Source organism: Flavobacterium zepuense, assembly GCF_007097145.1.
GTDB classification, from domain to species: domain Bacteria; phylum Bacteroidota; class Bacteroidia; order Flavobacteriales; family Flavobacteriaceae; genus Flavobacterium; species Flavobacterium zepuense.
Map to the genome: position 1 here is coordinate 294,595 of NZ_VJVZ01000005.1, position 14,214 is coordinate 308,808.

General features: G+C 41.4%; 12 protein-coding genes and 1 other RNA gene. 4 read left to right on the forward strand and 9 right to left on the reverse strand.

All coding sequences use genetic code 11. The features are described 5' to 3' along the window. Positions 1 to 23: 23 nt before the first annotated feature. The 3 genes from bshC to FMM05_RS10060 all read right to left on the reverse strand — a co-directional run bounded on the left by bshC (position 24) and on the right by FMM05_RS10060 (position 3,314). A complete protein-coding gene (gene bshC, locus FMM05_RS10050) occupies positions 24 to 1,613 on the reverse strand; it encodes a bacillithiol biosynthesis cysteine-adding enzyme BshC (protein WP_143373232.1) in 1,590 nt (529 codons plus the stop codon). A gap of 63 nt (positions 1,614 to 1,676) precedes the next feature. Beyond that, positions 1,677 to 2,762: a hypothetical protein gene (locus FMM05_RS10055; RefSeq protein ID WP_143373233.1), complete on the reverse strand. Its 1,086-nt coding sequence runs from the start codon at positions 2,760 to 2,762 to the stop codon at positions 1,677 to 1,679. A 12-nt stretch (positions 2,763 to 2,774) separates the two neighbouring features. Beyond that, on the reverse strand, positions 2,775 to 3,314 hold the full coding sequence (locus FMM05_RS10060; RefSeq protein WP_143373234.1) for a hypothetical protein: 540 nt from the start codon (positions 3,312 to 3,314) through the stop codon (positions 2,775 to 2,777). Between the two features lie 93 nt (positions 3,315 to 3,407). On the opposite strand from FMM05_RS10060, the gene FMM05_RS10065 reads away from it, so the two are divergent. Further along, positions 3,408 to 5,690 (forward strand): B12-binding domain-containing radical SAM protein, encoded by a 2,283-nt coding sequence (locus FMM05_RS10065; protein WP_143373235.1) that lies wholly within the window; start codon positions 3,408 to 3,410, stop codon positions 5,688 to 5,690. A 3-nt stretch (positions 5,691 to 5,693) separates the two neighbouring features. On the opposite strand, the gene FMM05_RS10070 is transcribed toward FMM05_RS10065, so the two are convergent. From FMM05_RS10070 to FMM05_RS10085, 4 genes are all read right to left on the reverse strand, one after another. After that, on the reverse strand, positions 5,694 to 6,089 hold the full coding sequence (locus FMM05_RS10070; protein ID WP_143373236.1) for a hypothetical protein: 396 nt from the start codon (positions 6,087 to 6,089) through the stop codon (positions 5,694 to 5,696). A 67-nt stretch (positions 6,090 to 6,156) separates the two neighbouring features. Next, entirely contained in the window at positions 6,157 to 7,485 is a 1,329-nt protein-coding gene (gene rimO, locus FMM05_RS10075; protein ID WP_143373237.1) for a 30S ribosomal protein S12 methylthiotransferase RimO, read from the reverse strand. A 69-nt stretch (positions 7,486 to 7,554) separates the two neighbouring features. Further along, positions 7,555 to 8,199: a DUF6000 family protein gene (locus FMM05_RS10080; RefSeq protein WP_143373238.1), complete on the reverse strand. Its 645-nt coding sequence runs from the start codon at positions 8,197 to 8,199 to the stop codon at positions 7,555 to 7,557. A gap of 124 nt (positions 8,200 to 8,323) precedes the next feature. Next, positions 8,324 to 9,364, reverse strand: coding sequence for a glutaminyl-peptide cyclotransferase (locus FMM05_RS10085; RefSeq protein WP_143373239.1), 1,041 nt, complete (start codon positions 9,362 to 9,364; stop codon positions 8,324 to 8,326). Between the two features lie 86 nt (positions 9,365 to 9,450). Between FMM05_RS10085 and ffs the strand changes: the two genes are divergently transcribed. From ffs to fsa, 3 genes are all read left to right on the forward strand, one after another. Beyond that, an RNA gene (ffs, locus tag FMM05_RS10090) (signal recognition particle sRNA small type) lies at positions 9,451 to 9,548 on the forward strand. A gap of 202 nt (positions 9,549 to 9,750) precedes the next feature. Beyond that, a complete protein-coding gene (locus tag FMM05_RS10095; protein WP_143373240.1) occupies positions 9,751 to 10,554 on the forward strand; it encodes an SDR family oxidoreductase in 804 nt (267 codons plus the stop codon). 70 nt (positions 10,555 to 10,624) lie between these two features. Further along, positions 10,625 to 11,281: a fructose-6-phosphate aldolase gene (gene fsa / locus FMM05_RS10100; protein ID WP_143373241.1), complete on the forward strand. Its 657-nt coding sequence runs from the start codon at positions 10,625 to 10,627 to the stop codon at positions 11,279 to 11,281. 63 nt (positions 11,282 to 11,344) lie between these two features. Here fsa and FMM05_RS10105 read toward each other — a convergent pair whose 3' ends face one another. After that, the gene (locus tag FMM05_RS10105; protein WP_143373242.1) at positions 11,345 to 12,253 is read right to left on the reverse strand and encodes an NAD(P)/FAD-dependent oxidoreductase; all 909 of its coding nucleotides are present in this window, start codon (positions 12,251 to 12,253) and stop codon (positions 11,345 to 11,347) included. A 105-nt stretch (positions 12,254 to 12,358) separates the two neighbouring features. Continuing rightward, positions 12,359 to 14,179 carry a chloride channel protein gene (locus FMM05_RS10110; protein WP_143373243.1) on the reverse strand — a complete coding sequence of 607 codons (1,821 nt, stop codon included), beginning with the start codon at positions 14,177 to 14,179 and terminating at the stop codon, positions 12,359 to 12,361. Positions 14,180 to 14,214: the final 35 nt, after the last annotated feature.

Below are 14,214 nucleotides of genomic sequence, written 5' to 3' on the forward strand. Positions count from 1 at the left end.
TATTATTGTAAAAATACTAAATTTTAAAGCACAATAACGTTAAATTCCTGTTGCAGAGGCTTTAACTGTTTAAACAGCTCTTCAACTATCTTACCGTCGTAATCAAGGTAGAACTCAGAGAAATTAGCCCGGCGCTCCTGCAGGCTCTGGTGCGGGAACATCTCGTTTTGCAATAATGCAATACGTTGAAGCTGAGTCTCATGGCTGCGTTTTTCAGCGCGGAGCAATTTCTTTTCAAGGTTTTCTAAACCTTTTAACTGCTTGATTCTTTGGGCTTTTACAGCACCTGTAAAGGAAGCATCCGTCTTTGTGGCCATAGCCTCCAGTGTATCAAACTGTTGGGTAAGGAATTCCTTCTGCTCGGTAAAGTCGAGCCTGAACTCAGAGAACTCGTGTATCTTTCTGTTAAGCAGGGTTTGCTGTTTTGTAAAGGCATCTGCCCAGCTAAGTTGCAGTTTATCAAGCTTTTCTGCTTGTTTTTGTGTTGCCAGTAGTACCGAATTACGCAGCAGCAAAATAGGGAAGGTAACCTTGGCAGAATTAAATAACTGCTTCAATTCCAACCAGTAAGCCAGTTCGCCCCCGCCGCCTATGTAGCACAGGTTAGGCAGTATCACTTCCTGGTACAGCGGCCTCATGATAACGTTGGGGCTAAACCTCTCCGGATGGGCCTCTAAAAGGCTTAATATTTCACTTTTGGAGTACGAGATTGGCGTATTGTTCACCTTAAATACATCGTCTTCAAAAATTATGCGTTCGCGAAGGTTGTCCTCAATATAAAACAAATTTATTTCGCGCGGGTTAACCTGAATGTTGTAGTCTTTTAAAAGTTCGGTTGCCTCGGCAACTTTTTGGTGCGACGTCTGGTTCAGAAGCTCTTCTTTAATGTGCGGAATAAATAGCCTCTTGAGGTTGGCATCATCGCCATCAATAATCATGAGCCCCTGCTTGCCAAAAAGCTTGTTGGCTAAAAAGCGGGTAGCATCGGCAAGGTTGTCGTGCTTAAGGTACGTCGACTCAAATAAACTGGTAAGCCATTTGGCATTGTTGCCCATGCCAAGTTCTTTTGCAAATACGCCCAGCACGGCTTCGAGCCCTTTAGTAGCAAACCTGCCCACAGGGCCGCCGCTTTCGCGGTTCCACTTAATTTTCTTATCCTTAAAATTAAAGTAGTTAATCTCTTCAAAATCATGGTCTTCGGTAGCCATCCAGTAAATGGGTACAAAATTTTGGTCGGGGTAAGCGGCCTTAAGCTCTTTAGTGAGGTTAATTACCGATACTATTTTGTATAAAAAGTACAGCGGGCCCGTAAACAAATTAAGCTGATGGCCCGTAGTAATGGTAAAGGTGTTGGGCTGCCTAAGCAGGCCTATGTTTTGTTGGGTAATAATGTACGGCTCCAGGCTTTTATACTGCTGGTCTAAGGCATCGGCCAGTATGGTGCGCGATTGTGCGGGGTAGTTTTGTTGCTTTTCCTCCAGCTGAAGTTTAAAATTCTCCAATGTAGGAAACCTGTGGTACAGCGGTTTCAGCGTATCTTTCTGGTTAAGGTAATCGGTTATAAGCGGGGTAAAATATCCTGAACCCTGGTAGGTGATACAGTCTGATGGCATTGTAATTTATTTTGCGTAAAATTACGGAAAAAACAATAATAAAGCTTTTCCTGCTATAGTAAGTTAATAATAAACAATTTCTCTTTTACGGATGTAAAGCGGTTTGCCATTTATGCTTTTGGTCTGCTCTGTCCAATTGTCGAATTTGTCGAATCTGTAAGTGTAGGTAGCAGTTGATGTTACACCTGCTTCGGTATACACTAATTTTACAAGCACATTATTTTTATAAGCGTGCATGGCAGAGATTTGTATTTTATTATCATATGTATGCTGTTGTTCCAGTAAATCATTGTTATTATCATATTTAAAAGTCCATTCACTAAGTCCGTCTTTTTCTGAAACTACATTGTTATTCTTATCATATTTTAAGTAATATTTTGAAGGCTGACCTGTAGAGCCTTCCATTTGGCTTTCGTAACTCTTAATCAGGGTTTTATTTCCTCTTTCATCATATTCATATTCATAACGTAAATATTCAGTCCAATATCCCTGAACCATTTTTTTTCGTTTAGGATCTTCACTCTCAACAAGCTTATAAGGTTTTAATATGTATGCCCTAACCTGCTTTCCATCGTTGTATTCGTATCTCCACTGGCTGGTTTTACCTTCATTGTCCATAAAATATTCTTCGGTATCTACAAGGTCTTCTTTATTATATTCGATGCTTTTAAAATTAAAACCAACTTCAGAAAAATATCTGTATATAGACCTGAGCCTGTTTTTATAGTCGTAACCCTTTTGAGTCACATTGATATATTCGCCATCAATTTCTTTTTCTTCAATAATTTTTCCCTCCTTATTGTATTTAAACTCATACGTGGTAAGCAATTCATTATTTTTATAATACCAGGTTTCGCGCACTAACTTGTGCAGTGTATCATATTCCTTTAAATAGTTTTGGTAATGTACCCACGGCGTTTTGTACCACAAGGTATTAAAACGCGACGTTGTATAATCCCGACTCATAAAACCATTATGCCCATACTCATCTTCGGTACTAAAAAGCTTTAAATTTTGCTGAATGCTGTCTAAAAAATACAATTTTTCCCGTACCGATTTCACATTTCCATATACACTATCCTGCACGACTGCCTGCGAAAAAGCTATAAAGGGAAATAGTAGGGTTATGAGGAGTATTTTAAATTTCATTGCTGTAAATTATCATTTTTTCAATTGCATTTTTGTCCAGTTTGCAATTTCAATGTAGCTATCCATGTTTTCAGAGAAATCATAAGTCAGTTTCACTCCGCCCCCTGTTTTTATAGCCATAATAAACGGATAGGTAGGATTGCTTTTAAGTTCAATATTTCCCAGATTGCATTTTATTACATTGCCCACATCAGTAAAATGTTCAGAATCAAAATCTTTAAGCTGTATAAAGTAATTTTGTAATTCTTCTACACCATTATCATTTTTATATTTTTCAGATAAGCAAATGGTGGCTAAAAATCCCTCAGGGCCTATTACATAACTGTATCTTCCCTGTAACCGTATTTTTGTCTTTGCATTACCAGCAGGTTCTACCGTATATGTGCAGCTTGTAAAGTTAACAACGCCTCTATGGGCTAAAAAATAAAATTCGGTAGCGTTTAAGTTGTTAGCAGGCACGGTAAAGGTTATATCATAGCCCATGTGGCTCGAAGCCTGCGGCAACGCTGCAAAACCATAAAGCAAAATAATCAGGGTTAAAATTCTTTTCATGAGATGCACATTTACCGTAAATATACTCAAATTCCCTACTCCATGTAAATCCCAAAAATATGCCGTATTTTTGCAGGCTAATACCCCAATGTTTTGAGCACCCCGGTACTAATTATTACTTCGCCTTTTACACAGCTAAACACGCCATACCCGGCATCGGCCTACATAAAAGGATTTTTAAATACTAAAGGTATCGCCTCGGTGCAGGCCGATATGGGTATAGAGGTAATACTTAAATTGTTCTCTAAAACCGGGCTTACGGATTTGTTTGAGAAGATAGAGCAGCAATACGCAATAGGCAACAGGCAATTAGCAAATCTGACAACCGACAACCATCAACTGACAACTAACTTCCAACAACCAACAACCAACAACCAACAACTATCTCCTAACGCCCAACGCATCATCGCCTTAAAAAGCGACTATCTAAAAACCATAGATGCCGTTATACTTTTTTTGCAGGGCAAGAACCCTACGCTGAGCCACGTTATTTGCCGCGAAGATTTTTTACCCGAGGCATCGCGCTTTGCCCAACTGGAAGAACTGGACTGGGCTTTTGGTACCATGGGGCTTCAGGACCGCGCCAAGCACCTTGCCACGCTGTATTTAGAGGATATATCTGATTTGATTGTGGAGTGTATCGACCCGCATTTTGGCTTTAGCCGCTATGCCGAACGCCTGGGCAGGAGCGCCAATTCGTTCGACGAGCTGTACGCCAGCCTGCACCAGCCTTTTACGTATATAGATGAGATTTTAGTGGAAATACTGCACGGCCGTATGCAAAGCGTTAACCCACAGCTGGTATGCTTTTCGGTGCCGTTTCCGGGTAACCTGTACGCTGCTTTTAGGAGTGCGCAGTATATTAAGCAAAACTTTCCGGGGGTTAAAATTGCCATGGGCGGCGGTTTCCCCAATACCGAACTCCGCTCGCTTGCTGATGTCCGTGTAATGGAGTTCTTCGACTTTATTACCCTTGATGATGGCGAAGCGCCCGTTGAGTGCCTTGTAGAACATGTTGAAGGCAAGAGGGATATTAGCCAGCTTAAACGCACCTTTGCCCTTGTAGATGGTGCGGTTAAGTACATAGATAATTCAGGCTGCCGTGATTATAAGCAAAGCGAAACGGGTACGCCCGATTATTCAGATCTGCTTTTGGATAGTTATATCTCAGTTATCGAGATCGTTAACCCCATGCACAGAATGTGGAGCGATGGCCGCTGGAACAAGCTTACCATGGCACACGGCTGCTACTGGGGCAAGTGCACATTTTGCGATATATCGTTAGATTACATAAAAATATATGAACCCGTTGCTGCCAAATTATTGGTAGACCGCATGGAAGAGCTTATAGTGCAAACGGGCCAGAATGGTTTTCATTTTGTAGATGAAGCCGCCCCGCCCGCCTTAATGCGCGAAGTAGCGTTAGAGATACTGCGCCGCAACCTTGCCGTAACGTGGTGGACGAATATTCGATTTGAAAAAAGCTTTAGCGCCGACCTGTGCCGCATATTAAAAGCATCGGGATGTATAGCAGTTTCCGGTGGTTTAGAGGTAGCGTCTGATCGATTATTGGAACTGATTCAGAAGGGTGTGACCGTAGCCCAAGTGGCGCGCGTTACCAACAATTTTACACAGGCCGGCATTATGGTGCATGCCTATTTAATGTATGGTTTCCCAACACAAACCGCACAGGAAACAATAGATTCGCTCGAAATGGTACGCCAGATGTTCGAGGCAGGTATACTGCAAAGTGGCTTTTGGCACCAGTTTGCCATGACCGCACACAGCCCCGTGGGCATGTACCCCGAGCAGTTTGGCGTGCTAAAAGAAACCGAAACCATTGGTAGCTTTGCCAATAACGATATTGTGCACATAGATAAAGGTGGCGCCCTGCACGATAAGTTTAGCTTTGGGCTTAAAAAATCGCTGTTTAATTATATGCACGGCATTTGTTTTGATTTTCAATTACAGGAGTGGTTCGATTTTAAAGTACCGCGCACTAAAATTCCGCAGGATTATATTCAGAATGTATTGCTGGAGGAAGATACCTTTACTACCAAACCTACCGCAAAAGTAGTGTGGACAGGGGGCAGACCATTAGTAACCTATTTTACCAAAAATAAAAAAGGGCGCATGTTTGAAACCGCCTCTTTAACCTTTCATGATAAAAAAGAGAGCTTTACCATACAAACTGATAAGGAGCAGGGGGAGTGGCTGGCTAATTTTTTAGAAAAAGCCGCAGTTGCCAATAAAGGTGTTACCACCTTTTTACAGGCAAAGCAAAGTTACGAAGCCGCCGGGCTTGATGATTTTGAGTTGTTGTGGTACAGCAAGCCGGTTAATACCCTTAGGGAATTTGGGTTGCTGGTGTTGTAATAGTTACGATTTTTTCCTTTTTTCCTGAAGCTCGTCGTATTTTTTTTTCTGGTCTTCAGAGAGAAGGGGCTTTATCCTTGTTTCAATTCTATCGTTAATAGCGTTAGCCTTGTCTTTACGTTCGCTGTCAGTAATGTCTTTAGCCTCGCCAAGTTGGGTAATGGCGCTCCGTTGGTCTTCCATTATTTCCCTAACGGCAGCTATTTGAAAATCATCCAGTTTTAATTCTTTGGTATAGTAATCAACTGTTAGCTGAACAAAATCAGCAGGCTTGCCTTTCTTACCCTTGGCATTTTTGTACTGCGACTGGCCCACACTGCGGTCCATCTGGGCAAAAGCGGTAACGCCTGTAAATAATAAGGCGGCGAAAAGCGCTATATAAAATACTTTAGATTTCATTTTCAGATAATTTTCAATATCAAACTTAATAAAAAAAGGCTGAAGTAGTGTGCTTTAGCCTTATATTTTAATTTTCAGATACTACTGCCGGTATGCCATAAAGGTCAAACTCGGTAGCATCAGTAATGGTAATGTTTACAAATTCGCCTGTTTTAAGGTAGGCTATGCTGGCATCTATAAGTACTTCGTTATCAACATCAGGGCTGTCAAACTCGGTACGGCCTATAAAGTGGCTGCCCTCTTTACGGTCTATAATGCAACGGAAGGTCTTACCCACTTTCTCCTGGTTAAGTTCCCATGATATTTGCGACTGTATCTCCATAATTTCGTTGGCACGCTGTTGCTTAACATCGGCCGGAACGTCGTCTACTAAGTTAAAGGCATGGGTGTTTTCTTCGTGCGAATAGGTAAAACAGCCCAGGCGCTCAAAGCGCATTTCTTCAACCCAGTTTTTCATGATCTGGAAGTCTTCCTCCGTTTCACCCGGATACCCCACAATAAGCGTTGTACGGATGGTCATGCCCGGTACCGCCTCCCTGAACTGGTGAAGCAACTTAGTGGTTTTTTCTTTTGTTGTACCGCGGCGCATTGATTTTAATATGTTATCCGATATATGCTGTAGCGGAATATCGATATAATTACAGATCTTCGGCTCACGGTTCATAAGGTCAAGCACATCCATAGGAAAGCCTGATGGAAATGCATAATGCAAGCGTATCCACTCAATGCCTTCTACCTTAACAAGGTTTTCCAGCAGCTCTGCAAGGTTACGTTTTTTATAAAGGTCCAGGCCATAATAGGTAAGGTCCTGGGCAATAAGTATAAGCTCTTTAACGCCGTTTTTAGCAAGGCCTTCGGCTTCTTTAACCAGTTTTTCTATAGGTTGCGAAACGTGATTGCCACGCATTAGCGGTATGGCGCAAAAACTGCACGGGCGGTCGCAGCCTTCGGCAATTTTAAGGTAGGCGTAATTTTTAGGGGTAGTGGTAAGGCGTTCGCCAAGCAGCTCATGCCTGTAATCTGCCCCAAGGGCTTTTAAAAGTCCCGGCAGCTCTGTAGTACCAAAATACTGGTCTACATTAGGAATTTCTTTCTGAAGATCCGGCTTATAGCGTTCTGATAAACATCCGGTAACAAACACCTTATCTACAAGGCCCTGTTCTTTTTTGTCTACATAATTCAATATCATGTTAACCGACTCTTCCTTAGCATTATCAATAAATCCGCAGGTATTTATCACGATGATGTTGCCTTCTTCGTGTGCAGGTGCTTCATGGGTAACATCTTTACCGCTTGCGCGCAGCTGGCCCATTAGCACTTCGCTGTCGTACACGTTCTTAGAACATCCCAGCGTGATTACATTGATCTTATTTTTCTTTAACGACTTGGTTCTCATTTACTTGAAATTGGAGTGCAAAATTAAGCATTTATTAACAGTAACAAGGGGTTTAGTAGTTAAAATGTATTATTTGTGTTCTTGGATTTTTTTTATCTGTTTTATCTGATATTCAATTTTTGTTGTTTCGATATGTTTATTCCAATAGGGTTTATTTTGAAGAAATTTTCCCCAATTAGATAGATGCTCAGCGGTATTGTTATTTCCGTTTACATCATCAAGAAATTTTAGAGCTTCTAAAACCTGTGCTTGGTCAAACCATAATTCAGGTTTTAATAGATAATAGTCTAAATAAGTTTTTAAATATGTTATACACTTATCTGTGTTAAACCACGCCATTACAAAGGCATAGATCCCACCTGCGTAGCAAACTTCACTTTTAAGCAGATGCACCCCGATTACATCAATAAATTGTGTATAATTTTTAATGGCGGCAAAATATGCACCCGTTTGACGGGTACGCCAATCAAAATTGCCAAGTAGCTGTGCAACTACTTCGGGCGTTATTTCATTTTTAATAGCAATTACTTTTTGATAAAAGTCATTGTCATGCTCTGCATAACCAATTTGCATATAAAAGGATTGTACCCATTTATCAATGAAAGGTTTTGAGAGTTGTTCTTCATTTAGAAATGCAGGTAACTCGCTAAACGGCGAGTTATGTATTATTGTAGCTCCCGCCGAATGGAGTTTTAATCTTTCTGATAGGTGCATACTATTTGGTATTAATAGTTTAAGTAAAATATACGTTTTGGTATAAAAAAGGCCACCTCGCGGCAGCCTATAATACAATTTATAGTCGGCATCAAATAACCGAATAACCGAATTACCAAATCAACTATTCTTTAATTCTGATCTCAAACATTTTATCCCATTTTTTACCGGTAATAAAAAATGTTTTGGTTTTAGCGTTGTAAGCAATTCCGTTAAGAACATCGGTGTCAGGGTATTTTGTTATTTTGTTTTTAAGGTCGGCCAGGTTAAGAACGCCCTCAACAGCGCCGGTAGAAGGATCAATTACGGCAATAGCATCAGTCTGGTAAATATTACCGTAAATTTTACCATCAACCCACTCCAGCTCGTTGACTGATTTCACCTTGTTATTTTCAGTATATACATTCACGTAGTCAACCTCCTTAAGCGTTTCCGGGTCAAGTTTATAAATTTTCTCCGTGCCATCACTTTGGTACAGGTTGATATCGTCGTGCGTTAGCCCCCAGCCCTGTATAGGCTTAGCATACTGAAATTCTTTTACCTTTTTAAGATTGCCCGCATCATAAATAAAACCGGTATTTTCTTTCCAGGTAAGTTCGTATATCTTGTTGTTAAATACGGTAATGCCTTCGCCAAAGTAGCGCCCTTCTAACGGAACTTCTTTATACATGGCACCTGTTTTATAGTTGGTTTTGCGCAATTTTGATTTTCCGTACTGCCCGGTGCCCTCTATAAGGGTGTCTTTATAAAACTCGAGTCCCTGGGTATACGATGCCGTGTCGTGCGGATAAGTATTTACAATATCATACGCCAACATTTTTACCTTAACGTTGCTAACCAGTTCTACACGGGTAGTAGCCTCGGTGCTTTTACCTTCGTGGTATACTAACGCTTTAATATTCTGGTAGCCAAATTTTTGATCTTTTAGCGGTGCTTCAAACTTTTCATTGCCTTTTGCAGTACCTAATTTCTTATCGTTTAGGTAATATACAACAGAGTCTATTGCAGTGTTTTTAGCGTTTTCGATAGTTAACGGAACCGATTCCTGCGACTGATATTGCCCTTTTAGGGGCGTGGCATCAATATTAAAAGAAATATTTGCATCGTTACAGCTTGTTACAACTGCTGCCAACAAAATGAATGCTAATAAGTTATATTTTTTCATGTGGTTAAATAAAGAGTAAGCAATATACAAAGCTATTTTATATTGGCAATGCCTTGCAAAAAATGAAAAACATTGTATCTTTGCACCGGCAAGTCCTACACGACCAGCTCCTGCAGACTCCTCCAGGGTGGGAACACAGCAAAGGTATGTGGTTGAGCGGTGCGATGTAGATCGCTTGCCATTTTTTTCTTTTTTTATGCAGGGTCTCCGTAAGGGAGATTTTTTTGTTTATAGGTGTTTCGAAACAAATAAAATTGTTGAGAAACAGATTTTCTTAAAGGTATAGTTAGTGAAATTTGTGCAATTCGTGGCAAACTCATTAGCGTATTTAAACTCAAAAAAGTAATTTCGCCTTGCATTAAAAGCACATCAATCTGAAAAAATTTATGAGCAAAGTAGTATTTATAACCGGCGGATCATCGGGCATTGGCAAAGCGACAGGTGAATTTTTATTAGCAAAAGGCTACACCGTTTATGGTACGAGCCGCGATCCTGAAAAAGTGATGAGGTCTTCATTTCGGCTGGTAGCAATGGATGTTAGAGATACCGCAAGCATAAAGACTGCCATAGCTACGGTTGTTGCCGAAGCCGGAACCATAGATATACTTGTAAATAATGCCGGCGTAGGTATTACCGGGCCACTGGAGGAAATTCCTGCTGAAGAAATAAAAAACAACTTTGAAACCAACCTGTTCGGACCGATTGAGGTTATGAAGGCTGTACTGCCGCAAATGCGTGCGCAAAAGAGCGGACTTATAATTAACGTTACCTCTATAGCGGGATATATGGGCCTGCCGTACCGAAGTGTATATTCGGCATCAAAAGGGGCGCTGGAGCTTATTACAGAAGCGCTACGTATGGAAGTTAAAAGCTTTGGTGTAACCATTACAAGTGTTGCCCCAGGCGATTTTGCCACCAATATTGCAGCAGGGCGATACCATGCTCCTGTGGTTAAAGGCAGCGCTTATGAGGCCGTTTACGGTGGCATACTTGCCACAATGAACGAGCATGTAGATGCCGGCAGTAACCCTAACGAAATGGCCGAAGCTGTTTATGCCATTATAAAAACCCCAAACCCTGCGGTGCACTATAAAGTAGGTGTTTTTATGCAAAAATTCTCGATAGTGCTTAAGCGAATTTTACCTGATAAAGTTTACGAAAAAATGTTGATGAACCATTATAAATTGTAGTTTTGCACCGCAATTAAACCGCTGCCCTACAGGCAGATTTATAGAACAGGAACAACATAAACATTATATCATGAAGTTTTTTATAGACACGGCAAACCTTGCCCAAATTAAAGAAGCACAGGAACTTGGAGTGCTTGATGGTGTTACAACAAACCCATCGTTAATGGCTAAAGAAGGCATTACCGGCAAAGACAACATCCTTAAGCATTATGTAGATATTTGCAATATTACCGATGGCGATGTTAGTGCTGAGGTTATTGCTGTAGATTATGACGGTATGGTTCGCGAAGGTGAAGAACTTGCCGAACTGCACCCGCAAATTGTGGTAAAACTGCCGATGACTAAAGATGGTGTTAAGGCTGCTAAATATTTTACCGATAAAGGTATTAAAACTAACGTAACCCTTGTGTTTTCTGCCGGGCAGGCTTTGCTTGCCGCTAAAGCAGGTGCTACATATGTTTCGCCGTTTATTGGCCGTTTAGATGATATTTCTACTGATGGTTTACAACTAATAGAAGATATTCGTCTTATTTATGATAATTACGGTTATGAGACCGAAATTCTTGCAGCATCTGTACGTCACACCATGCACATTGTAAATTGTGCTAAAATTGGTGCCGATGTTATTACAGGACCGCTTTCTGCAATTGCAGGTTTATTAAAACACCCACTTACAGATAGTGGCCTTGCGCAGTTCTTAGCAGATTACGAAAAAGGAAACAAATAATATCTCCGGATATTTTTAGATCATAAAGACAGGATTGCCTACTTAGGGCGATCCTGTTTTGTTTTAAAAACGTTCGTCTATAAGGCATTTGTTTATTAGTGCCCCAACCTTATTGCCTGATGCCGCAGCATGCGCAATAGACCGGTAAAGCGACAAACAATCGCCTGCTGCAAAAATTCCGGGTATAGAGGTTTCCATATGTTTAGATATACATATGAAACCCTTCTCTGTAAAGTCTAAGCCTAATTTTTCAGGAATGTCACACTGTTGTTTAAAAGGCAGTTGGGTATAAATAACCTCGGGGCTATCGGCTTCGGTATCTTTAAAAAGCAGCTTTTTTATCTCGCCGCCCGATTCTTCTATGTAGTCGATCTCATTTTCTACCACCACAATATTATGGCTGTTGAGTTTCATAACCTCATCAGGACTTAGCGTGCTGGTACCGTTAGTGTACAGTGTAAGTTTATCGGTCCAGTTTCGTATCACTTTAGCCAACTCAAACCCCATATCTCCGTTACCAATAATTCCCGTTACTTTATTAGCCGACTCAAAACCGTGGCAGTAGGGGCAATGCAATATACTAATGCCCCAGCATTCGGCAAATCCTTTAATATTAGGAATCAAATCGGTTACCCCGGTAGCAAAGATAATTTTATGGGCCGTAAAGTTTTGGTTATCGGCGGTAAGCACTTCAAACGTTACACCGTTAGGCAACACATCTGTAGCCAGTCCGTCTAAAAAATTTACAGTGGGGTAGGCTAAAACCTGCTGTCTTGCCCTATTGGCAATATCGGTGGGGTGGCTGCCGTCATTTGTAATAAAGTTGTGTGCGTAAGGCGCTTTGGTATTGCAGGGGTTGCCGCTGTCTATAATTAAAACGCTACGCAGGCTCCTGCCCAGCGCCATAGCGGCAGAGAGGCCTGCATAGCTTCCGCCTATAATAATAACATCGTATAATTGCTGTAGTTTCATTGCCAGGTACTTGATGCATAAAGTTAGCCAACACAAAAACTATATCCTGCAACTTTAACGTAACCTTATAAGGGAGGGAAAAACGCCCGAAAGGCGTCTTGACATCTATTCAATTACCATATCCTTTAGCCTTTCGCGGTAGGCAACCAGCACTTTTTCTTTGTAGATAAAGCCGTAATAACGGTCGTCTTTAAGTACGGGAAGGTAGTTAGTATTGGCGGTTTCAAACTTTTCCATGATCATTTCGATGGAGTCTTCCACCGATGCAATTTCGGGTGGAACCGTCATTAATTCTTCCATCTTGGTGTATTTAACCTTAAACGGACTGAATATCAGGTTACGGATGTTTGCAAAATCAACCATGCCCAGAAGCCTGTTCTTTTCATCGGTCACCGCAAAATGATTGTATTGCGTGTTAGATAGCAATGCCACAACATCATCTACTTTTTGGTTGAGTGATAGCGTAGGCATATCGCTGCTAACCAGCTCCATAATATCGAGGCTGGAAAGTATGTTCTTGTCTTTGTTAGAGGTAAATACCTGGCCTTTATCGGCAAGGTGCTTAACATCCATAGAGTAAGTTTCAAATTGTTTAGATACTGCAAAGCTTATAGAAGACACGATCATAAGCGGTACCATGAGGTTGTAACCCCCTGTAATTTCACCAATCAGGAATATAGCCGTTAACGGCGCGTGAAACAGTCCGCTCAAAATACCCGCCATACCCACGATGGTAAAATTATCCAGGGGAAGGTTTTTGCTAAAGCCTATCATGGTGAAAAACTTGGCGACAAAAAAACCAAGGTACGACCCTACAAAAAGCGATGGTGCAAAGTTACCGCCGTTGCCTCCGCTGGCAAGCGTAAGGCCGGTAGCGTAAGCCTTTAAAAGCATGGTAACACCGGCAAAAAGCAGCAGTACCCAGCCGTTGTGTTTAAATTCTTCTAATATGGTATTGTCTAAGAGTTCCTCAGGGTGGGCGTTAGATAGTATCCTGATGCTCTCGTACCCCTCACCAAATAGGGTAGGAAACATAAAGATGATCAATGCCAGGGGTATGGCTCCGTACAACGCTTTACGGTAACCTTTTATCCTGAGCTTTGCAAAATGGGCTTCTACCTTCTGGAAGGTTTTAGCATGGTATAGTGATACAAATCCCGCCAATAAGCCTAATATTATGTAATACGGAATGTTATGCCAGTCAAAGTGTAAGGTACGCCTGAATGTTAGCAATACCTCTTCATTTAATATAATGGTGGAAACCAGTGCACCGGTTGCGGCCGATATCATAATCGGTATGAATGCCGAAATGGTAACATCGGTAAGGATAACTTCTATGGCAAAAAGCACCCCTGCTATGGGAGCGTTAAAGGCTGCGGCCACACCGGCTGCCACACCACAGGCAAGGAGTAATATCCTGTCTTTGCGCGATAGTTTGTATTTACGGGCAAAGTTAGAGCCAAAGGCGGCCCCTGTTATAGTAATGGGCGACTCAAGCCCTGCCGATCCACCTAAGCCTACGGTAAGCGATGCTGTGATTATCTGGGCGTACATTTGCTTGCGGGGCATAATGCCACCCTTTTTTGCCACAGCAACCAGTATGCGCGAACTGCCTTTTTCCAGTTTGCCATCCAGCAATCTTTTTATAACAAAAACGGTAAGCAATATACCCACTACGGGCAGTATACTGTTTATATAAGGTAACTTAAGGTATTTATTTACATAGGTGGCCCCAAGGAATACGTTGTGGGCAAAGCTTTTAAGTACAATTACCGCGAAGGAAGTAGATATAGCTACTAAAATGCAGGACAGGTAAATAAAGTGCCTTTCGGAGAGAAGGCTTTTGGCTATAAAAAATAAGGCTTCCAGCTTACCAAGGCTGCGCCTTACAGACAACCTGATGTTAGAAATAATGCGATTGGGCATTGTAGTAGGGAAAATTTGAGAATTTGCAACAAAAC

Coding starts and splice junctions, on each gene's coding strand:
- bshC (WP_143373232.1), bottom strand. CDS start 1,613: ATGCCATCAGACTGTATCACCTACCAGGGTTCAGGATATTTTACCCCG.
- FMM05_RS10055 (WP_143373233.1), bottom strand. CDS start 2,762: ATGAAATTTAAAATACTCCTCATAACCCTACTATTTCCCTTTATAGCT.
- FMM05_RS10060 (WP_143373234.1), bottom strand. CDS start 3,314: ATGAAAAGAATTTTAACCCTGATTATTTTGCTTTATGGTTTTGCAGCG.
- FMM05_RS10070 (WP_143373236.1), bottom strand. CDS start 6,089: ATGAAATCTAAAGTATTTTATATAGCGCTTTTCGCCGCCTTATTATTT.
- rimO (WP_143373237.1), bottom strand. CDS start 7,485: ATGAGAACCAAGTCGTTAAAGAAAAATAAGATCAATGTAATCACGCTG.
- FMM05_RS10080 (WP_143373238.1), bottom strand. CDS start 8,199: ATGCACCTATCAGAAAGATTAAAACTCCATTCGGCGGGAGCTACAATA.
- FMM05_RS10085 (WP_143373239.1), bottom strand. CDS start 9,364: ATGAAAAAATATAACTTATTAGCATTCATTTTGTTGGCAGCAGTTGTA.
- FMM05_RS10095 (WP_143373240.1), top strand. CDS start 9,751: ATGAGCAAAGTAGTATTTATAACCGGCGGATCATCGGGCATTGGCAAA.
- fsa (WP_143373241.1), top strand. CDS start 10,625: ATGAAGTTTTTTATAGACACGGCAAACCTTGCCCAAATTAAAGAAGCA.
- FMM05_RS10105 (WP_143373242.1), bottom strand. CDS start 12,253: ATGAAACTACAGCAATTATACGATGTTATTATTATAGGCGGAAGCTAT.
- FMM05_RS10110 (WP_143373243.1), bottom strand. CDS start 14,179: ATGCCCAATCGCATTATTTCTAACATCAGGTTGTCTGTAAGGCGCAGC.